Origin of the sequence: Streptomyces inusitatus (assembly GCF_014651115.1) — a bacterium.
GTDB classification, from domain to species: Bacteria; Actinomycetota; Actinomycetes; order Streptomycetales; family Streptomycetaceae; genus Streptomyces; species Streptomyces amakusaensis.
In genome coordinates this window covers 62,867-82,208 of record NZ_BMWG01000018.1, presented here as the reverse complement: position 1 = coordinate 82,208, position 19,342 = coordinate 62,867, and the positions used below count along the sequence as shown (strand labels likewise).

The 19,342-nt window shown below is 71.3% G+C and carries 18 protein-coding genes and 1 riboswitch; of the genes, 13 read left to right on the top strand and 5 right to left on the bottom strand.

Annotated features, from left to right (window positions below; genetic code table 11):
• Positions 1-148: 148 nt before the first annotated feature.
• The 3 genes from glyA to gcvT all read right to left on the bottom strand — a co-directional run bounded on the left by glyA (position 149) and on the right by gcvT (position 3,098).
• Positions 149-1,408, bottom strand: a complete 1,260-nt coding sequence (glyA, locus tag IE247_RS24090; RefSeq protein WP_190125345.1) for a serine hydroxymethyltransferase — start codon at positions 1,406-1,408, stop codon at positions 149-151.
• A gap of 38 nt (positions 1,409-1,446) precedes the next feature.
• Complete coding sequence (gcvH, locus tag IE247_RS24085) at positions 1,447-1,824, bottom strand: glycine cleavage system protein GcvH (RefSeq protein WP_190125344.1); 378 nt, start codon at positions 1,822-1,824, stop codon at positions 1,447-1,449.
• A 158-nt stretch (positions 1,825-1,982) separates the two neighbouring features.
• A complete protein-coding gene (gcvT, locus tag IE247_RS24080; RefSeq protein WP_190125343.1) occupies positions 1,983-3,098 on the bottom strand; it encodes a glycine cleavage system aminomethyltransferase GcvT in 1,116 nt (371 codons plus the stop codon).
• A 164-nt stretch (positions 3,099-3,262) separates the two neighbouring features.
• Positions 3,263-3,359, bottom strand: a riboswitch (glycine riboswitch).
• Between the two features lie 234 nt (positions 3,360-3,593).
• On the opposite strand from gcvT, the gene IE247_RS24075 reads away from it, so the two are divergent.
• The 11 genes from IE247_RS24075 (at position 3,594) to IE247_RS24025 (ending at position 15,577) form a co-directional block, all read left to right on the top strand.
• On the top strand, positions 3,594-4,268 hold the full coding sequence (locus tag IE247_RS24075; protein ID WP_190125342.1) for an AAA family ATPase: 675 nt from the start codon (positions 3,594-3,596) through the stop codon (positions 4,266-4,268).
• Positions 4,269-4,440: 172 nt separating this feature from the next.
• Positions 4,441-5,247: an enhanced serine sensitivity protein SseB gene (locus IE247_RS24070; protein ID WP_190125341.1), complete on the top strand. Its 807-nt coding sequence runs from the start codon at positions 4,441-4,443 to the stop codon at positions 5,245-5,247.
• A 129-nt stretch (positions 5,248-5,376) separates the two neighbouring features.
• The gene (locus IE247_RS24065; RefSeq protein WP_190125340.1) at positions 5,377-6,165 is read left to right on the top strand and encodes an enhanced serine sensitivity protein SseB C-terminal domain-containing protein; all 789 of its coding nucleotides are present in this window, start codon (positions 5,377-5,379) and stop codon (positions 6,163-6,165) included.
• 499 nt (positions 6,166-6,664) lie between these two features.
• Positions 6,665-7,666 carry an ABC transporter permease gene (locus IE247_RS24060; RefSeq protein ID WP_190125339.1) on the top strand — a complete coding sequence of 334 codons (1,002 nt, stop codon included), beginning with the start codon at positions 6,665-6,667 and terminating at the stop codon, positions 7,664-7,666.
• A 158-nt stretch (positions 7,667-7,824) separates the two neighbouring features.
• Positions 7,825-9,603 carry an ABC transporter substrate-binding protein gene (locus tag IE247_RS24055; RefSeq protein WP_190125338.1) on the top strand — a complete coding sequence of 593 codons (1,779 nt, stop codon included), beginning with the start codon at positions 7,825-7,827 and terminating at the stop codon, positions 9,601-9,603.
• Between the two features lie 146 nt (positions 9,604-9,749).
• The gene (locus IE247_RS24050; RefSeq protein ID WP_190125337.1) at positions 9,750-10,748 is read left to right on the top strand and encodes an ABC transporter permease; all 999 of its coding nucleotides are present in this window, start codon (positions 9,750-9,752) and stop codon (positions 10,746-10,748) included.
• Complete coding sequence (locus IE247_RS24045) at positions 10,745-11,860, top strand: ABC transporter ATP-binding protein (RefSeq protein WP_190125336.1); 1,116 nt, start codon at positions 10,745-10,747, stop codon at positions 11,858-11,860. Before IE247_RS24050 ends, IE247_RS24045 begins: the two co-directional genes overlap by 4 nt.
• A complete protein-coding gene (locus IE247_RS24040; protein ID WP_190125335.1) occupies positions 11,857-13,017 on the top strand; it encodes an ABC transporter ATP-binding protein in 1,161 nt (386 codons plus the stop codon). Before IE247_RS24045 ends, IE247_RS24040 begins: the two co-directional genes overlap by 4 nt.
• A gap of 41 nt (positions 13,018-13,058) precedes the next feature.
• A complete protein-coding gene (locus tag IE247_RS24035; protein ID WP_190125334.1) occupies positions 13,059-13,721 on the top strand; it encodes a trimeric intracellular cation channel family protein in 663 nt (220 codons plus the stop codon).
• A gap of 50 nt (positions 13,722-13,771) precedes the next feature.
• Entirely contained in the window at positions 13,772-14,623 is an 852-nt protein-coding gene (locus tag IE247_RS24030; RefSeq protein ID WP_190125333.1) for a thioesterase family protein, read from the top strand.
• Positions 14,624-14,719: 96 nt separating this feature from the next.
• Positions 14,720-15,577, top strand: a complete 858-nt coding sequence (locus IE247_RS24025) for an SRPBCC family protein (RefSeq protein WP_190125332.1) — start codon at positions 14,720-14,722, stop codon at positions 15,575-15,577.
• A 30-nt stretch (positions 15,578-15,607) separates the two neighbouring features.
• Here IE247_RS24025 and IE247_RS24020 read toward each other — a convergent pair whose 3' ends face one another.
• On the bottom strand, positions 15,608-16,180 hold the full coding sequence (locus IE247_RS24020) for a TIGR03086 family metal-binding protein (protein WP_190125331.1): 573 nt from the start codon (positions 16,178-16,180) through the stop codon (positions 15,608-15,610).
• Between the two features lie 131 nt (positions 16,181-16,311).
• Here IE247_RS24020 and IE247_RS24015 point away from each other — a divergent pair, with 131 nt between their 5' ends.
• On the top strand, positions 16,312-17,277 hold the full coding sequence (locus IE247_RS24015) for a helix-turn-helix transcriptional regulator (RefSeq protein WP_190125330.1): 966 nt from the start codon (positions 16,312-16,314) through the stop codon (positions 17,275-17,277).
• Positions 17,278-17,405: 128 nt separating this feature from the next.
• Positions 17,406-18,569, top strand: coding sequence for a cysteine desulfurase family protein (locus IE247_RS24010; protein ID WP_190125329.1), 1,164 nt, complete (start codon positions 17,406-17,408; stop codon positions 18,567-18,569).
• Positions 18,570-18,604: 35 nt separating this feature from the next.
• Here the strand turns inward: IE247_RS24010 and IE247_RS24005 are convergent, their stop codons facing one another.
• The gene (locus tag IE247_RS24005; RefSeq protein WP_190125328.1) at positions 18,605-19,333 is read right to left on the bottom strand and encodes an N-acetylmuramoyl-L-alanine amidase; all 729 of its coding nucleotides are present in this window, start codon (positions 19,331-19,333) and stop codon (positions 18,605-18,607) included.
• Between the last annotated feature and the right edge of the window lie 9 nt (positions 19,334-19,342).

Sequence of the window (19,342 nt, the reverse complement as noted above, 5' to 3'; positions counted from 1 at the left end):
GAAAAGGCGAGGAGGACGGGAGCGGGGCGGGGAGACGGCAGCGGAGACGGGTGGGGGAGACGGGCGGGGGCACCGCGCCCACCTTCCAGTGTGCGCGGTGCCCCCGAAGAAGAAGCGTACAAAGGTACGCATACGCTTCAGGCGGGCTTTACAGCCCGGGGTAGAGCGGGTGCTTCGCGGCCAGCGCGGAGACCCGGGTGCGCAGCGCCTCGGTGTCGTACGAGGGCTTCAGCACCTCGGCGATGATGTCGGCGACCTCGCGGAAGTCCTCCGCCTGGAAGCCGCGGGTGGCGAGCGCCGGGGTGCCGATGCGCAGGCCCGAGGTGACCATCGGGGGCCGGGGGTCGTTCGGGATCGCGTTGCGGTTGACCGTGATGCCGACCTCGTGGAGCCGGTCCTCGGCCTGCTGGCCGTCCAGCTGGGAGTCGCGCAGGTCGACCAGGACCAGGTGGACGTCGGTGCCGCCGGAGAGCACCGAGACGCCGTGCTCGGTGACGTCCTCGCGCACCAGGCGCTCGGCGAGGATCCGCGCGCCGTCCAGGGTGCGCTGCTGGCGCTCCTTGAAGTCGTCGGACGCGGCGACCTTGAAGGAGACCGCCTTGGCCGCCACGACGTGCTCCAGCGGGCCGCCCTGCTGACCGGGGAAGACCGCCGAGTTGATCTTCTTCGCCAGCTCCTGGGTGGAGAGGATCACTCCGCCCCGGGGGCCGCCCAGCGTCTTGTGGGTGGTGGTGGTGACCACATGGGCGTGCGGCACCGGGTTGGGGTGCAGCCCGGCCGCGACGAGGCCCGCGAAGTGGGCCATGTCGACCATCAGATAGGCGCCGACCTCGTCCGCGATCCGGCGGAAGGCGGCGAAGTCCAGCTGGCGCGGGTACGCGGACCAGCCCGCCACGATCAGCTTCGGGCGGGACTCCTTGGCGAGCTTCTCCACCTCGGCCATGTCGACCTGGCCGGTGGCGTCGTCGACGTGGTAGGCGACCACGTTGTAGAGCTTGCCGGAGAAGTTGATCTTCATTCCGTGGGTCAGATGCCCGCCGTGGGCGAGATTCAGACCCATGATCGTGTCGCCCGGCTTCAGCAGCGCGAACATCGCCGCCGCGTTCGCCTGCGCGCCGGAGTGCGGCTGCACATTGGCGTGCTCCGCGCCGAACAGCTCCTTGACGCGGTCGATCGCGATCTGCTCGATGACGTCGACGTGCTCACAGCCGCCGTAGTAACGGCGGCCCGGGTAGCCCTCGGCGTACTTGTTGGTGAGGACCGATCCCTGGGCCTCCATCACCGCGACCGGAGCGAAGTTCTCCGAGGCGATCATTTCCAGGGTGGACTGCTGACGGTGGAGCTCGGCGTCGACGGCGGCGGCGACGTCCGGGTCCAGCTCATGGAGAGGGGTGTTGAGAAGCGACATCTCGGGTCCCTGTCGTAGTCGTGGTCGGGTACTGGAAATCAGCTGCTGGAGAAAGCGGAGTACTCGTCGGCGGAGAGCAGATCCTTCGGCTCCTCGCTCACCCGCACCTTGAACAGCCAGCCGCCCTCGAAGGGGGCGCTGTTCACCAGGGAGGGGTCGTCGACGACGTTCTGGTTCGCCTCGGTGACCTCACCGGAGACGGGGGAGTACAGATCGCTGACGGACTTGGTGGACTCCAGCTCGCCGCAGGTCTCGCCCGCGATCACGGTGTCGCCCACCTGGGGGAGCTGGGCGTACACGACGTCACCGAGCGCGCTCGCGGCGAACTCCGTGATCCCGACCGTCGACACGCCGTCCTCGGCGTCCGACAGCCACTCGTGCTCCTTGCTGTAGCGCAGCTGCTGGGGGTTGCTCATGACCTGAATTCTCCTGTACGCGGGAAGGGCGGATGAACGGGCTGGGGGCGTGCGGGCGTGCCGCTGGTCACTTCTGACGCCGGAGCGCCGTTTTGTACGAGGCTTTGTACGAGTCCGTGGATGGGAGTCCGTGGATGGGAGTCCGTGGAGCGGAATCGTCACTTCTCGCGCTTGTAGAACGGCAGCGCGACGACCTCGTACGGCTCGTGAGTCCCGCGGATGTCGACGCCGACGCCCTCGGTGCCGGGGGCGGCGTGGGCCGCGTCCACATAGGCGATGGCGATCGGCTTGCCCAGCGTGGGGGAGGGGGCGCCGGAGGTGACCTCGCCGATCACCGCTCCGCCCGCGACGACCGGGTATCCGGCGCGGGGAACCCGCCGGCCCTTGGCGATCAGCCCGACCAGCTTGCGCGGCGGGGCGGTCTCGGCCCGCTCGGCGGCGGCCGTCAGGGCCTCGCGGCCGACGAAGTCGCCCGCCTTCTCGAACTTGACGACCCGGCCCAGGCCCGCGTCGAAGGGGGTGAGGTCGGTGGTCAGCTCGTGCCCGTAGAGCGGCATGCCCGCCTCCAGGCGCAGGGTGTCCCGGCAGGAGAGGCCGCAGGGGACCATGCCCGCCGGCTCGCCCGCCTCGGTCAGCGCCCGCCAGAGCGACTCCGCGTGCCGGGGTTCGACGAACAGCTCGAAGCCGTCCTCGCCGGTGTAGCCGGTACGGGCGATCAGGGCGGGGACGCCCGCGACGGTGCCGGGCAGGCCCGCGTAGTACTTCAGCCCGTCCAGGTCGGCGTCGGTGACGGACTTCAGGATTCCGGAGGACTCGGGGCCCTGGATCGCGATCAGCGCGTAGGCGTCCCGGTCGTCACGGACCTCGGCGTCGAAGCCGGCCGATCGCTCGGTGATCGCGTCCAGCACGATCTGGGCGTTCCCGGCGTTGGCGACGACCATGTACTCGGTCTCGCCGAGCCGGTAGACGATCAGATCGTCCAGGATGCCGCCGTCCGCCCGGCAGATCATGGTGTAGCGGGCGCGGCCCAGCCCCACCGAACCGATGTTCCCCACCAGCGCGTGGTCCAGCAGCGCGGCGGCCCCGGGGCCGGTGACGGTGATCTCGCCCATGTGGGAGAGGTCGAAGAGCCCGGCGCGGGTGCGGACGGCGAGGTGCTCGTCGCGCTCACTGCCGTACCGCAGCGGCATGTCCCAGCCGGCGAAGTCGGTCATGGTCGCGCCCAGCGAGCGATGGAGGGCGTCGAGCGCTGTTTGACGATGGGCGTTGCTCATGAAAAAGGCTCCCAGGGCATGCGGGCGAGGACGACCCTCCCCATCTGTCATCGGAACCTGAGAGGTTCGTCGCGACCGTGTGTACGGGTGACCGTACGTACCGGTGGCCGTGACTTGCACCTTGGGTGGAGCCGCACGGGGGCGACTCGCTTTTCAGATCTGCCTCATCGCGCGCGGTACGGGGCCTGAGAGATTCAAGGGAGGAACTTGCTCCTTCGGCGCCCGGCACAGAGGTGCCCGGGACTCTCCCGCGTGGATTCAAGCGGCCGGTATGCAGTTGGCGGGCACATCATTGCACGCATTCGGGGCTGGTGGGGGGTGTGGTCCCGGTCGTTCTGAGCGATGCCCGGGGCGCGTGGGGCGGGGCCGCCCGGGGCCGGGGAGCGACACGCCGCGCGCCGTACGCGCCTCAGACGCAAATCAGTTGCGTCCCATTACCATTTCTTTACGCTTCTTGGGCAAGTGTGTGGGTGACCTGACAAGGGGGAGGGTGTGATGACGTTGCAGCACTCCGGTGCGTACGCCACGACCGCGGGTGTGCCCGCGCAGCCACAGCCGGCGGTCAGTGGAATCCGCGAGGGGGCGGGGGCCGCGCCCGTACTGCGCGACCTCAGGGACCGTTCGGGGCACGGCCCCCGCCGGCTGATGTTCGCCGCCGGGGACGTGGTGGTGGTGTCCGGCCTGCCGGGCAGCGGGAAATCCACCCTGATCCGGCGCGCGGCGGCCGGCCGGGGCATCGACTCGCAGGACAGCCGGGACCGCTGGGACGCGTGGACGCCGGGCTTTCTGCCGTACGCGGTCTACCGCCCCCTCGTCCGCCTCGCGCACTACGCCGGGCTCCGCCGGGCCCTGCGCTCCGGCGAGAGCGTCGTGGTCCACGACTGCGGCACCCAGGCCTGGGTGCGGCGCTGGCTGGCCCGCCGGGCCCGCCGCCGGGGCGCGGCGCTCCATCTGGTGCTGCTCGACGTGCCGCCGGGGGTCGCCCGGCAGGGCCAGCGCGAGCGCGGTCGCGGAGTCTCCGGATACGCCTTCGCCCGCCACCGGCGCGGAGTGGGCCGGCTGATCGCCGACGCGGAGGCGGGCCGTCTCCCGGCGGGCTGCGCCTCCGCCGTCCTCCTCGACCGCGACGCGGCCTCCGCCCTGACCCTGCTCGGCTTCGAACCGTCCTGACCCCGCCCGTACGCCCGTACACCCATACGCCCGCCCCCGCTCGTACACACGTGCCCGGGATCACCCCGGCGGGTCCGCACCCGGGAGGCGGTGCCCGGAGATCGCCGTCGGCATTAGGGTCGGGGAGAAAGCAGAGGGGACGACCGGCGGAGCCGGGGGAGAGGGCCAGCACATGACCATTCCGGAGCATCCGCACCCGTATCCGCAGCCCTACGGCGGCGGCTGGCCCGCGAACGAGCTGGAGGAGACGCTGACCGCGTCCCTCGGCGACCCCCTGGCCGGAGCCCGGCTGGTGGAGGTGATCGGCCGCAGCCCGATCTGGGTGCCCCTGCCCCGGGGCGGCTCCCCGGAGAGCCGGGACCTCGATCTGCCCACCATGGAGATCGACGGCATCCCCTATGTCCCCGTCTTCAGCTCCGAACAGCAGTTCATGAGCTGCGTCGGTCCCCATATGTCCTTCACCGTCGCCCCCGCCCGCGACTTCGCCCGGGGCCTGCCCCCCCAGCTGGGCATCGCGGTCAACCCCGGCGGCACCGTCGGCGCGCCGCTCCCCCCGCCCGCCGTCGCCGAGCTGTGCCGGGCCGGAGCCCCTGCCCCGGCCGCGGGCCCCGCCCCCGGCGGCCGGGTGCGGATGTTCGAGCCCGACTGGCAGGAGGAGCCGATCGACTTCCTCTCCGCCGCCGCCGGGGAGTTCCAGCAGGCGGGAAACGTCCTCACCGCCCGCCGGGCGCTCGCCTCCGTGGAGGGGGACCCGCCCGCCCTCTTCATCGGCGTCCAGCTCGCCTCCTGGGAGGGCCCCGGCGGATCCGCCCCCCTCGACGCGCTGGGCCGGGCGCTGGGCCGTGTCCAGGTCGGCTGGCCGGTCAATCTCGTACTCCTCGATGTCGCCCAGGACCCGGTCGCCGACTGGATGCTCGCCCAGGTCCGGCCCTTCTACCAGCGGGATCACCACGAGAGCCCGCGACCGGGAACCCTGTGAGCGCCCACGGGCGTCAAGTCGGTGTCAAGGCGGCCGATTAAGCTGGCTCCACAGCCCGGCCTCCCACCGGTCCCAGGGCTGTGCGGAGCACGGAGCAGGAGCACGGAGCAGGAGAGGGGCGGAACGAGGGTGAGCGCGTCAGGCACCGCGGCGACCGGACAGGTCGAGCACATGCTGCGCCAGGTGACGCCCGGACGGTACGACGCGTACGAGGCGTTGCTGAAGGCGCTCGCCGACCCGGCGGGCGGCAGGGTCTGGATGCTGCTCTGGCACGGCAGGCCCGGCTCCCCCGACGCCCAGTACGGGAACATGGAGATCGACGGAGTCGGCTATGCCCCCTGCGTCACCTCCGCCCAGGAGCTGGCCGTCTCCGGCTGGAACCGCGCCCACGAGGTGGTCTCCGGCCCCGACATCGCGCGCACCCTCTTCCCCGAGCGCTGGGGCATCTGGCTGAATCCGCATGCCCCCGGCGGCGGCGTCGGCATCCCCTGGCCCGATCTCCGCAGGATCGCCACCGGCCTGGAGCGGATGCCCGCGGGACCGCTGCGGCTCACCGAGCCCGCCATCGAGATCCCGCACTTCTACGCCCTGCTCTCCCAGCACGCCCATCGCACGCCCCCGGTCAGATCGCTGCGCCGGGCCTGGGTCCAGCCCGCCCTGGGCGCTCCGTACCTGGTCATCGGGCTCGACCTCTATGACACCGGCCCCCAGTCGGTGGACGCGGCCCGGGCGATGATGCAGCAGTCGATCGCGGCGGTCCCCGAGGGACTGCCGGTCTCCACGGTGGCGATGTCCGACGAGTACGACCCGGTGACCATGTGGCTGCGGGCCAACGCCCGCCCCTTCTACGACCGTGACGCGCACGCCGCCCCCGATCAGCGGACCGGCTACGGCTACCCGCCCGCCCCCGTTCGCTGACCGAAAATCTCCCTCGCGCATTCATCGACGCGCCCCGAACGCATTCCTGTTCGGGGCGCGTTGTCATGAGCCCGGGCCATCACCCCCCGCACCTCCGGGCTTTCACACGGTGACCATCCCGATCTCCCACGGAAAGCGCTATCCCCATCGGGCTGTCACCTTCGAAACGCAGAGCGGTTCCGATGTCCAGGGAGCGGGAAATTCCTCAACTGGCCACCGATATGCGGCAGATGGGGTTCCGCTCAGCCGTTGGCGCGGTCCGGATAACGGATTCCCTCTACGCGCATCACGTTTGAGCAAACATTCCCCGATGGGTCTGGCGGCTGGTCGCCTGACCATTGAAGACTCCCGCAGCAAGGGAAGATTCGCTCCCGTCCCCGGCGGGCTCCGCGAGTGAATCTCGTACCAAGTGTCCCAAGTACGACCGATGTTGTGAGAGAAGCCGCCACAGCGGCGGGTACGGGCCGGTCGCCTCCGGCCGAGAGGGGTCCCCACCACGATGACGGCACCACTGCACGACACGAGCGTGGACGCGGAGAAGTCCACGACCGCCGGCGCCGCGGCGCCGGCCGGCACGCCGGTCCAGGGGCGGTCGCTGCGTCAGATCGCGTGGACCCGCCTCAAGCGGGACAAGCTCGCGCTCGCCGGCGGTGTCGTCGTTCTTCTCCTCGTCATCGTCGCGATCTTCGCCCCGCTCATCGTCAGCCTGCTGGGCCATCCGCCCAACGAGTTCCACCAGGACAAGATCGACCCGCTCTTCGGCACCCCCGCCGGCTCCTTCGGCGGCATCAGCTCCGAGCATCTGCTGGGCGTCGAGCCCAACAACGGCCGCGACGTCTTCAGCCGGATCGTCTACGGCGCGCGCATCTCGCTGCTGGTGGCCTTCCTCGCCGCGGTCGTCGCCGTCTTCATCGGCACCGTCCTCGGCATCGTCGCCGGATACTTCGGCGGCTGGGTCGACTCGGCCATCAGCCGGGTGATGGACATGCTGCTGGCCTTCCCGCAGCTCCTCTTCATCATCTCGCTGGTCTCGGTCCTCCCCAACAATCTGCTGGGCATGACCGGCAGCAATGTCCGCATCGCCATCCTGGTCGGGGTCATCGGCTTCTTCGGCTGGCCCTACGTCGGACGGATCGTGCGCGGCCAGACCCTCTCCCTGCGGGAGAAGGAGTACGTCGAGGCCGCCCGCAGCCTGGGCGCGGGCCGCCGCTATGTCCTCTTCAAGGAGCTGCTGCCCAACCTGGTCGCCCCGATCACCGTCTACGCCACCCTGATGATCCCCACCAACATCCTCACCGAGGCCGCGCTCAGCTTCCTCGGCGCGGGAGTGCGGCCGCCGACCGCCTCCTGGGGACAGATGCTCTCCACCGCCGTGGACACCTATGAGTCCAATCCGACCTTCATGATCGTCCCCGGCGTGGCGATCTTCATCACGGTGCTGGCCTTCAACCTCTTCGGCGACGGGGTACGGGACGCGCTGGACCCCAAGGGCACCCGGTGAGTCCAGGGCGCCTGGCGAGTCCGGCGCGCCCGGTGAGCCCGCGGGCCGCCGCTCGACCGTCACACAACTGAACGCGCCGGGCCCCGAAGGCCAGGCGGTACACCGACGTCCCCGGCACCACGGCGGGGAACCGCGCTATCCCGGAGGTTGCAGGAACAATGACACCCCAACGTTCGTCGAGGACCAGGCGCATCGCCGGAGCGGCGCTCGTCGTGGCCGCCCTCACGGCCACCGCGGCGTGCGGCGGCGGTTCGAAGGACGGCAAGGAGGGCGGTGACGGGAAGGCCGCGGGCTTCAACGCGGCCGTCAAGGGCATCGCCAACCCGTCCGTCAAAAAGGGCGGCACGCTGAAGTTCATCGGCAAGCAGGACTTCGACTCGACCGACCCGCAGCGCCAGTACTACGGCTTCGCCTGGGACTTCTCCCGGTTCTACTCGCGCCAGCTCGTCTCCTACGCCCCCAAGCCGGGCCCCGCCGGCGCGGAGCTGGTGCCGGACCTCGCCAAGGCCAAGGGCGTCGTCTCCAACGACGGCAAGACCTACACCTACGAGCTGCGCGACGGGATCACCTGGGAGGACGGCACACCAGTCACCTCCCAGGACATCAAGTACGGCATCGAGCGCACCTGGGCCTCGGACGTCATCACCGGCGGCCCGGCCTATCTGCGCCAGGTCCTCGACCCCAAGAACGAGTACAAGGGCCCGTACAAGGACACCTCCCCGGACAAGCTCGGCCTCAAGGCCGTGCAGACGCCGGACGCCAAGACCATCGTCTTCAACCTGGCCAAGCCCAACGGCGACTTCGAGCAGATGCTCGCCATGCCGGCCGGGTCCCCGGTGAAGAAGGAGAAGGACACCGGCGCCAAGTACCAGCTGAAGCCGTTCTCCTCGGGCCCGTACAAGTTCGAGTCGTACAGCCCCAAGAAGGGCGCCGTCCTCGTCCGCAACGACAAGTGGCAGAAGGCCTCGGACCCGATCCGCGCCGCGCTCCCGGACAAGATCACGGTCACGGTCAACTCCAACATCGAGGCGATCGACGAGCTGCTGATCAAGGGCGACTACGACCTCGACATGAACGCCACCGGCATGTCGCAGGCGGGCCGCACCAAGGCGCTCCAGAAGCACAAGGCCAATGTCGACAACATCGAGACCAGCTTCATCCGGTACGTCGACATCGCCAGCAAGGTCAAGCCGTTCGACAACGTCGAGTGCCGCAAGGCCGTGATCTACGCGGCCGACTACAAGTCGATGCAGACGGTCCGCGGCGGCCCGGAGGCCGGCGGCGACATCGCCACCAACATGCTGCCCAAGTCCATCAAGGGCTCGGACGACTACGACCCGTACGGCATCCTCGCCCGCGACGGCAAGCCCGACGTCGCCAAGGCCAAGGCGGCCCTGAAGGCCTGCGGCAAGCCCGACGGCTTCAGCACCAACATCAGCGCCCGCAGCAACAACCCGGGAGAGGTGCAGACCGCCGAGGCGCTTCAGCAGTCGCTCCAGGCCGTCGGCATCAAGGCCGAGGTCGAGGCCATCGACGGCGCCGAGTCCTCCACCATCACCGGCTCCCCGGCCGTGGTGAAGCAGCGCGGTCTGGGCCTGGTCATGACCGGCTGGGGTCCCGACTTCCCGACCGGCCAGGGCTTCTCGCAGCCGCTGGTGGACGGCCGCTTCATCGCCCCCAACGGCAACTACAACGTCTCCGAGACCAACGACCCGAAGATCAACAAGCTCTTCGACGACGCGCTCCAGGAGACCGACGCCGACAAGGCCGGTGAGATCTACAAGGAGATGAACCACGCCGTCTCCGACCGGGCCGCGCAGATGCCGTTCATCTACGAGAAGAACTTCACCTGGCGCAGCTCGCGGCTGACGAACGCGTACTCCACCGCCGCGTACAACGGCCGCTACGACTACGTCTCCCTGGGCGTCGTCAAGTAACCGTTCCCACGGTCAGTCGCCCCATGGTGACGCGTCACCTCCCACCATCGCCCAACCCGCCAGTCCCGAAGGGCAGGTGATGGCCTCGGGCGGTGGCCCGGGGGCCCCGTGAAAGGGGTCCCCGGGCCACCGCCGGGCCGCGCACAGTGCTTGCTTACGTCATCCGGCGCTTGTTCGCCGTCGCCATGATGCTGCTGGTCGTGACCCTGACGACCTTCGTCATCTTCTTCGTGCTCCCCAAGTGGGCGGGCTCCGACCCGGCCTACCTCTTCGCCGGAAAGCAGACCGACCCGGCCGCGATCGAGGGCATCCGGCAGAAGCTGGGCCTCGCCGATCCGGTGCTGGTGCAGTTCTGGAACTTCGTCCAGGGCCTGATCGTCGGCCGGGAGTACACCAACGGCGCCGATGTCACCAACTGCCCCGCCCCCTGCTTCGGTTACTCCTTCCGCACCGAGCAGGACGTCTGGCCGCAGCTCACCGAGGCGATCCCGGTCACCCTCTCGCTGGCCGCCGGGGCGTGTCTGCTCTGGGTCGTCGGCGGGGTCGCCGCCGGTGTGGTCTCCGCGCTGCGCCGGGGCACCCTGTGGGACCGGGCCGCGATGACGGTCGCGCTGGCCGGCGTCTCGCTGCCCATCTACTTCACCGGTCTGCTCTCGCTGGCGGTCTTCAGCTACCAGCTCGACTGGGTCGGCGGCGAGTACGCGCCGCTCGAAGAGGACTTCGCCCAGTGGTTCCAGACCCTGGTGCTGCCCTGGATCACCCTCGCCTTCCTCTACGCGGCGATGTACGCCCGGCTCACCCGGGCCACCATGCTGGAGGTCATGGGCGAGGACTACATCCGCACGGCCCGCGCCAAGGGCCTCACCGAGCGGGTCGTCATCGGACGGCACGCGATGCGCTCCACCTGGACGCCGGTGCTCACCCTCCTCGGACTGGACATCGGGGCGCTGCTGGGCGGTGCGGTGCTCACCGAGTCCACCTACAACCTGCCGGGACTCGGCCGGCTCGCGATCGACTCCATCGGCACCAAGGACCTTCCGGTGATCCTCGGCGTCACCCTCGTCGCCGCCCTGTTCATCTGTGTCGCGAACCTCCTCGTGGACCTGTTGTACGCCGTAATCGACCCGCGAGTGAGGATCGGATGACCAACCTCGGCAAAGCCGGAACCTCCGGACCGGTCCTCGCCCCCGGCGAGGTCGGCGCCCCCGGTTCCGCCGCCCCCACCGCCTTCCTCGAAGTGCGCGATCTGAAGGTGCACTTCCCGACCGACGACGGTCTGGTCAAGTCCGTCGACGGCCTCAGCTTCCAGCTGGAGCGGGGCAAGACCCTCGGCATCGTCGGGGAGTCGGGCTCCGGGAAGTCCGTCACCTCGCTCGGCATCATGGGCCTGCACACCGCCGGACAGTACGGCCGGCGCAAGGCCAGGATCTCCGGCGAGGTCTGGCTCGACGGCCAGGAGCTGCTGGGCGCCGACCCGGACCGGGTGCGCAGGCTCCGGGGCCGGAACATGGCGATGATCTTCCAGGACCCGCTCTCCGCGCTCCACCCGTACTACACGATCGGCAAGCAGATCGTGGAGGCCTACCGGGTCCACCACAAAGTCGACAAGAAGACCGCCCGCAAGCGGGCCGTCGAGATGCTCGACCGGGTCGGCATCCCCCAGCCGGACAAGCGGGTGGACAGCTATCCGCACGAGTTCTCCGGCGGTATGCGCCAGCGCGCCATGATCGCCATGTCGCTGGTCAACAACCCCGAGCTGCTGATCGCCGACGAGCCGACCACCGCGCTCGACGTCACCGTCCAGGCGCAGATCCTCGATCTGATCCGCGACCTCCAGAAGGAGTTCGGCTCGGCGGTCATCGTCATCACCCACGACCTCGGCGTCGTCGCCGAACTCGCCGACGACATCCTGGTGATGTACGGCGGCCGGTGTGTGGAGCGCGGACCCGCCGAGAAGGTCTTCTACGAGCCCCAGCACCCCTACACCTGGGGACTCCTCGGCTCGATGCCGCGCGTCGACCGGGACCAGACCGAGCGGCTCATCCCGGTCAAGGGCTCCCCGCCCAGCCTGATCAACATCCCCGACGGCTGTGCCTTCAATCCGCGGTGCCCCTACGCCGACGTGCCGGAGAAGAACGCGACGCGCACCGTCCGCCCCGACCTCCGCCCGGCGGGCGACCGGCACTTCTCCGCCTGCCACATGGCGACGGAGGACCGGACGCGGATCTGGACCGAAGAGATTGCGCCCAAGCTGTGACTGACACTGTGAAGATTCCCGGACAGACGGCGCCCGCCCCGGACGCGCTGCTGAAGGTCGACGGCCTGGTCAAGCACTTCCCCATCAAGAAGGGGCTGCTGCGGCGGCAGACCGCGGCCGTGCGGGCGGTCGACGGGCTGAGCTTCGACGTCCGCCCCGGCGAGACCCTCGGTGTGGTCGGCGAGTCGGGCTGCGGAAAGTCGACCATGGGCCGGCTGATCACCCGGCTGCTGGAGCCGACCGCCGGGAAGATCGAGTTCCAGGGCCACGACATCACCCATCTGGGCGTCGGGGCCATGCGACCGCTGCGCCGCGACATCCAGATGATCTTCCAGGACCCGTACTCCTCGCTGAACCCCCGGCACACGATCGGCACCATCGTCTCCGCGCCCTTCAAGCTCCAGGGCGTCACGCCCGAGGGCGGGGTGCGGGCGGAGGTCCAGCGGCTGCTGGAGCTGGTGGGCCTCAACCCCGAGCACTACAACCGCTATCCGCACGAGTTCTCCGGCGGACAGCGCCAGCGCATCGGCATCGCCCGGGCCCTCGCGCTGAAGCCGAAGCTCGTGGTGGCGGACGAGCCCGTCTCCGCGCTGGACGTCTCCATCCAGGCACAGGTCGTCAATCTGCTGGACGACCTCCAGGACGAGCTGGGGCTCACCTATGTGATCGTCGCCCACGACCTCTCGGTGATCCGGCACGTCTCGGACCGGATCGCCGTGATGTACCTCGGCAAGATCGTGGAGCTGGCGGACCGCACCGCGCTCTACGAGTCGCCGATGCACCCGTACACCAAGGCGCTGCTCTCCGCCGTGCCCGTGCCGGACCCCAGGCGGCGCGGCGGCGGCAGTGAGCGGATCCTGCTGAAGGGCGATGTGCCCTCCCCGATCGCCCCGCCGTCCGGCTGCCGCTTCCACACCCGCTGCTGGAAGGCGACCGAGCGCTGCAAGACCGAGGAGCCGCCGCTGATCGCGCTGGCCCCGGGCCGTCAGGTGGCCTGCCACCATCCCGAGAACCCGCCGGGGGAGGCGTCCGGCGCGTCCGGCGCGGTGCCGGTCGAGATCGGGAAGCCGGTACCGGCGAAGGAAGCGGAAGAGCCCGAGGAAGCGGAACAGCCCGAGGAGGAGTCCGAGGAGTCCAGGGAGTCCGAGGAGGAGTAGCCCGGGCACAAGCAGGGGTCCGATACCGGCACAATCGTCCGGTGCTCCAAGAATTGTTCTCACCCTCCGTCCAGCATGCGCTCGACCTCGCCGGAATCTTCGTCTTCGCGATCTCCGGTGCTCTTCTCGCCGTCCGCAAGAACTTCGACGTCTTCGGGATGGCGGTGCTCGCCGAGGTGACCGCGCTGGGCGGAGGGCTCTTCCGCGACCTGGTCATCGGGGCCGTGCCCCCGGCCGCCTTCACCGACCTCGGCTACTTTCTGATGCCGCTGGTCGCCACGGCCATAGTCTTCTTCCTCCACCCCCACGTCGAGCGCATCCAGACCGGGGTCAATGTCTTTGACGCGGCCGGGCTCGGGCTGTTCTGCGTGACCGGCACCACCAAGGCGTACGAGTACGGCCTCGGCCTCACCTCCTCCGCCGTGCTGGGCCTCGCGACCGCGGTCGGCGGCGGTGTGCTGCGGGACGTACTGGCCAACGAGGTCCCCTCGCTGCTGCGCTGGGACCGCGATCTGTACGCGGTGCCCGCCATCGTCGGCGCGGTCATCGTCGTCCTGTGCATCCGCTTCGACGAGCTGAACGCGTTCACCAGCGCGCTGGCCGCCCTCACCGCCTTCACCCTGCGACTGCTGGCGATGCGCTTCCACTGGCGGGCCCCGCGCGCCTGGAACCGCCGCTCCGCCACCGCCGACGACGGCCAGTGACCCACCGCTGAAAGCTACCGCTCAGTATGCGGGTCTTGTACGGTACGGCCATGGCACAGGCAGTTCAGGCATCCATCGGGGACAGCGAGTTCGACCGCGACACCGCCCTCACCCCGCGCACACCGGGCGTCTACGACGCGGAGCTGTCCGCCGGGTGGACGATCATGCGGGCCGTCAACGGCGGCTATCTCCTCGCCCTCCTCGGACGCGCGCTCGGCGACGCGCTCCCGCACCCCGACCCCTTCACCGTCTCGGCCCACTATCTGAGCGCCTCCCGGCCGGGCCCCGCGGTGATCAGGACCGAGGCCGTACGCTCCGGCGGCTCCCTCTCCACCGGTCAGGCCTCCCTCTTCCAGTACGACAAGGACGGCACGGAGGTGGAGCGCATCCGGCTGCTCGCCACCTACGGGGACCTGGACAAGCTCCCCGCCGAGGTACGCACCCCGGCCGCCCCGCCGCCGTTCCCGCCGTACGAGAAGTGCCTCGGGGCCTCCGACGGGCCCCGGCCGCCGATACCCGGCGGCTCGGAGATCCTGGACCGGCTGAACATCCGGCTGGACCCGGCCACCGCGGGCTGGGCGGTCGGCGCGCCCTCGGGGAAGGGCGAGATGCGCGGCTGGTTCTCCCTCGCGGACGGCCGGGACGCCGACCCCCTCTCCCTGCTGCTGACCGTCGACGCCCTCCCGCCCACCGCCTTCGAGCTGGGCATCAAGGGCTGGACCCCGACGGTGGAACTGACCGTCCACATCCGCCGCCGCCCCGCCCCCGGCCCGCTGCGGGTCGCGCTCACCACCCGCAACGCGGCCGGCGGATTCCTGGAGGAGGACGCCGAGGTCTGGGACAGCGAGAACCGGCTGGTCGCCCAGTCCCGCCAGCTCGCGAAGATGCCGGCCGGCCGCTGACGCCGGGGACGCGGGCGGGTCGCGGTGGACGGGGCGGGCCCGCTCCCGCAGACTTCGTCCGGGGGATCATCGCGACGCGATGGAGGCCCGCTCCCCATGACCCCGCACCCCGACACCCTCACCGCCCCCGACGACGACGGCCGGAGCACGCTGCGGACGGAACGCCGCCTGGCCCATCCGCCGTCGCGGGTCTGGGAGGCGCTCACCCGGCCGGCCCCGCTCGCCCGGTGGTTCCCCGTCGAGGTGAGCGTGGACCCGCGCCCCGGCGGACGGATCGACTTCACCTCCCCGGGCGAGAGCGCCCCGGGGAGCACCGGCACTGTCACCGACGCCCGTGAACCGGACCTCCTCGCCTTCACCTGGGGCGAGGACGGCCTCCGCTTCGAGATCGCCCCCGACGGCGAAGGCTCGCTCCTCACCCTCTCCCACACCTTCGGCGACCGGTACGGCGCGGCGAGCTTCGCCGCGGGCTGGCATCTCCGCCTCGGCGCGCTCGCCCGGCTGCTCGACGGCGCGGAGCCCCCGGCCGGGAACGACCCCGGCGACGAACTGCACGAGGAGTACCTCGCCGCCTTCGGCCTCGACCGGGGCACCGTCGACACCACCGCCGACGGCTGGCGGATCCGCCTCGAACGCCAGCTCGTCCGGCCCGAGGACGAGGTCTGGGCCGAACTCGCCGCGGGCTCCACCCCGCTCCTCGGCGGCCCCGCCCCCCGGGGCTTCACCACCGGGCAGAGCCCGCCCGGCCGGATCACCGGACTGCGCCCGCCCCGGCTGCTCTCGTACATCACCACCCCCGCCGGCGAGGTCCGCTGGCGGCTCGCCGAAGGCACCGGCCACGGCCCCCGGCTGATCCTCACCCAGACCGGCCCGGCCACCGCGCCCCCCGAACCGGTGCTGGCCGCCTGGGAGGCCCGCGTCGCCGCCCTCGCGGCCCGGCTGCGCCGCCGATAGCCGGGCGTACGGCATACGTCGTACGGCGTCCTACGAGACCTCGCGGCCGAGCCAGGCCGCGAGCCGCTCGTGCGCCCCCGCGTCCGGCCCCGCCTCGCGGACCGGCCCGAACGGGACCTCCTCGCCGCGCCGGTCGGCGGCCAGCGCCTCGCGCGCGATCGGCAGGACCGCCTCGGCCGGCTCCGGGTCCAGGACCAGCGGGTGCCCCAGCGCCTTGGAGAGGTCCCAGGTGTGCGTCGCCGTCTCCATCACCGCGCCCGCCACCGCCCCCGCGCCCGGCATCGTGCCCCACGGCAGCTCGGTCGTCCGGGCCAGCTTCGCGTCGTCCGCCCAGGCCCGGTCGAAGCGGCCGCGCGCCCGGTCGTACACCGCGACCCACTCGCCGTCCGCGACCTCCTCCGACCAGGTGGGCGCGGCGCGGAAGTCCCCGCCCTCGCCGACGAAGGCCATCCAGTGGGTGCTGTTCACCACATGGGCCAGCAGCGCCCGGACGTCGAACTCGGGACACGGCGTCGGATCGCCCAGCCGCTCGGGCGTCACGGTCTTCAGCAGCTCCGCGAACTGGTCGGCGGCGCGCTCGTGGAGCAGGCGGAAGTCGTTCATACGGTCCATCTCCCAGGAAGTCGTCGGCGGCCCGGTGCGGGCCGACGCGGCTCACTCTCGCCGGATAACCTGACAACGACCGTCATGTATGAACCGAGGTTCCGTCCCGTCCGTCCGCGAAGGCGCGTCCCGTGAAATCCGACCGGCTGCTGTCGATCCTGCTGCTGCTCCAGACCCGGGGGCTGGTCCCCGCGACCGCGCTGGCCGAGCGCCTGGAGGTGTCCGTACGCACCATCTACCGGGATGTGGAGGCGCTCTCCGCCGCCGGGGTCCCGGTCTACGCGGAACGAGGCCGGCACGGCGGGATCACCCTGCTCCCCGGGTACCGCACCGATGTCACCGGCCTCACCGAGGACGAGTCCCGCGCCCTGTTCGTCCTCGCGGCCCAGGGCGCGCACACCGCGCTCGGCCTCGACCGGGCGCTCGGCTCGGCCCTGCGCAAGATCATGGCCGCGCTGCCCGAACCCCACCGGCCCGCGGCCGAGCTGACGAGCCGCCGCGTCCTGGTCGACCCGGAGCGCTGGCTGACCCGGCCCGGGCCCGCCGTCGACCTGGATGTGCTCAACACCGCCGTCTTCACCGACCGCAGACTCGGCCTGCGCTACCGCCGGTCGGTGACGAGCGAGCCGCGCGACTACCTCCTCGACCCCTACGGCCTCGTCGCCAAGGCGGGGATCTGGTACCTGGTCGCCGACAAGGAGGGGGAGCCGAGGATCTTCCGGGTGGACCGGGTGGTCTCCGCCACCGTCCTCGACGAACCGGTCCGCCGCCGGCCCGGCCTGGAGCTGGCGGCCCTCTGGCAGAGCCTGCGCTCCCGCATGAGCGACCGGCCCCCGGGCGCCGTGGTGACCGCCCGGATCCACCGCGACCGGCTGGATCTGCTGCTGCGGATGTACGGCGGCCTGCTCACCGGCGACCCCGTCCCCGAGGACGGCGACAGCGAGTGGTCCCGCATCGAGCTGGGCTTCGACATCCTCCCGGCCGTCCGCGCCCTGCTCGCCTTCGGCGACGGCGTCGAGGTCCTCTCACCCCCCGCCGCCCGCGAGGAGCTGATCCGCACGGCCGCCGCCGTGACCTCCCTGTACGCCGCCTCCTAGGTCGTGTCCCGCGGCTCTCGCCCGGCCCCGCCCGAGGGGGCCGAGGGGCGGATGTGGCGGGCCGCACGCCCCGTACCCCCCTGCGCCGCGTCCGCGCCCCCCGGCCGCCTCGTAGAATCGGCCACACCATGGCCTACCTCGACCACGCCGCGACCACTCCGATGCTGCCGGAGGCCGTCGAGGCGATGACCGCCCAGCTCACCGCTGTCGGCAACGCCTCCGCACTGCACGCCGCCGGCCGCCGGGCCCGGCGGACCGTCGAGGAGGCCCGCGAAGCGCTCGCCGAGTCGCTCGGCGCACGCCCCAGCGAGGTGGTCTTCACCTCGGGCGGCACCGAGGCCGACAACCTCGCCGTCAAGGGGCTCTACTGGCAGCGCCGCGACGCCGACCCCGCCAGAACCCGCGTCCTCGCGAGCCCCGTCGAGCACCACGCCGTACTCGACGCCGTCGACTGGCTCGCCGAGCACGAGGGCGCGACCGTCGAATACCTCCCGGTCGACGGCCACGGCAGGGTCCACCCCGAGGCGCTGCGCGAGGCCATCGAGCGGAACCCCGACGATGTGGCGCTCGCGACCGTGATGTGGGCGAACAACGAGATCGGCACCATCATGCCGATCGCCGCCCTCGCCTCCGTGGCGCGCGAGTTCGACGTGCCCCTGCACTCCGACGCGGTCCAGGCCTTCGGCCAGACCGAGGTCGGCTTCGCGGACTCCGGGCTCGCCGCGATGACCGTCTCCGGCCACAAGATCGGCGGACCGTACGGCATCGGAGCCCTGCTGCTGGGCCGGGAGTACACCCCCGTCCCCGTGCTGCACGGCGGCGGCCAGGAACGGCACGTCCGCTCGGGCACCCTCGACACCCCCGCCATCGCCGCCTTCGCGGTCGCGGGCCGGATCGCCGCCGAGCGCCGCGAGGAGTACGCCCGGGAGATCGGCTCCCTCCGTGACGAACTGGTCCGCGCCGTCCGCGCCGCCGTCCCCGACGTGATCCTCGGCGGCGACCCGGTCGACCGGCTCCCCGCCAACGCCCACTTCACCTTCCCCGGCTGCGAGGGCGACTCGCTGCTCCTCCTTCTCGACGCCCAGGGCATCGAGTGCTCCACCGGATCGGCCTGCACGGCAGGCGTCGCCCAGCCCAGCCATGTCCTGCTCGCCACCGGCACCGACCCCGACCTGGCGCGCGGCACCCTCCGTTTCACCTTCGGCCACACCTCCACCAAGGCGGACGTCGACGCGGTCGCCGAGGCCATCGGCCCGGCCGTGGCGCGCGCCCGCACCGCCGGACTCAGCTGACCCCCGGGTGACCTCCGGTGACCTTCGGCGGGCCGCTACTCGGCGGCCCGCCGCGCCGAGGGCATCGCCGCGCGCACCAGCTTGAGATAGCGGTCCCAGTCCCAGTGCGGCCCGGGATCGGTGTGATCCGTCCCCGGCACCTCCACATGCCCGATGATGTGCTCGCGGTCCACCGGCAGCCCGTGGCGGACACAGATGTCCGCCGTGAGCCGCGCCGAGCCCTTGTACATCGCGTCCGTGAAATCCTGCGGCCGGTCGACGAAGCCCTCGTGCTCTATGCCGATGCTGCGCTCGTTGAACGAGCGGTTCCCCGCGTGGAAGGCCACATCCAGCTCGCGGATCATCTGGGCGACATGGCCGTCCTTCCGCACGACATAGTGCGTCGCCGCGCCGTGCCCCGGATTCTTGAACACCCTCAGCGCCGTCGGATAGCTGCCCTGCACCACATGGATGATCACCCGGTCGATCTCGAAGTCGTCGGGCCGGTCGGCCAGCCGCCAGTTCGCCGTGGACGCGGCGGTCCACTCGGCCCCGGCGTGATCGAGTTCACCCTCCTTGCGCGGCTTCGCCATCCCCGGCACCTTCCACCACAGCCGCTCCAGCTCCTCCCGCGCCAGCAGGCCGCCGCCGCCCACCGCCGCGACGGCGCCCCCGATCAGCACACCCCGTCTGCCGATCCGGGGCGTGCCCCGGCCGCCCTTTCCCGTAACTCCGCCCCGGCCCCGGCCGCCGGTCCCGGCACCGCTCCCCGCTCTGCTTCCCATGGCCTGTTC

Excerpts from the sequence above, each read along its gene's own strand:
- glyA (WP_190125345.1), bottom strand. The coding sequence starts at position 1,408 with ATGTCGCTTCTCAACACCCCTCTCCATGAGCTGGACCCGGACGTCGCC.
- gcvH (WP_190125344.1), bottom strand. The coding sequence starts at position 1,824 with ATGAGCAACCCCCAGCAGCTGCGCTACAGCAAGGAGCACGAGTGGCTG.
- gcvT (WP_190125343.1), bottom strand. The coding sequence starts at position 3,098 with ATGAGCAACGCCCATCGTCAAACAGCGCTCGACGCCCTCCATCGCTCG.
- IE247_RS24075 (WP_190125342.1), top strand. The coding sequence starts at position 3,594 with ATGACGTTGCAGCACTCCGGTGCGTACGCCACGACCGCGGGTGTGCCC.
- IE247_RS24070 (WP_190125341.1), top strand. The coding sequence starts at position 4,441 with ATGACCATTCCGGAGCATCCGCACCCGTATCCGCAGCCCTACGGCGGC.
- IE247_RS24060 (WP_190125339.1), top strand. The coding sequence starts at position 6,665 with ATGACGGCACCACTGCACGACACGAGCGTGGACGCGGAGAAGTCCACG.
- IE247_RS24055 (WP_190125338.1), top strand. The coding sequence starts at position 7,825 with ATGACACCCCAACGTTCGTCGAGGACCAGGCGCATCGCCGGAGCGGCG.
- IE247_RS24045 (WP_190125336.1), top strand. The coding sequence starts at position 10,745 with ATGACCAACCTCGGCAAAGCCGGAACCTCCGGACCGGTCCTCGCCCCC.
- IE247_RS24030 (WP_190125333.1), top strand. The coding sequence starts at position 13,772 with ATGGCACAGGCAGTTCAGGCATCCATCGGGGACAGCGAGTTCGACCGC.
- IE247_RS24025 (WP_190125332.1), top strand. The coding sequence starts at position 14,720 with ATGACCCCGCACCCCGACACCCTCACCGCCCCCGACGACGACGGCCGG.
- IE247_RS24020 (WP_190125331.1), bottom strand. The coding sequence starts at position 16,180 with ATGAACGACTTCCGCCTGCTCCACGAGCGCGCCGCCGACCAGTTCGCG.
- IE247_RS24010 (WP_190125329.1), top strand. The coding sequence starts at position 17,406 with ATGGCCTACCTCGACCACGCCGCGACCACTCCGATGCTGCCGGAGGCC.
- IE247_RS24005 (WP_190125328.1), bottom strand. The coding sequence starts at position 19,333 with ATGGGAAGCAGAGCGGGGAGCGGTGCCGGGACCGGCGGCCGGGGCCGG.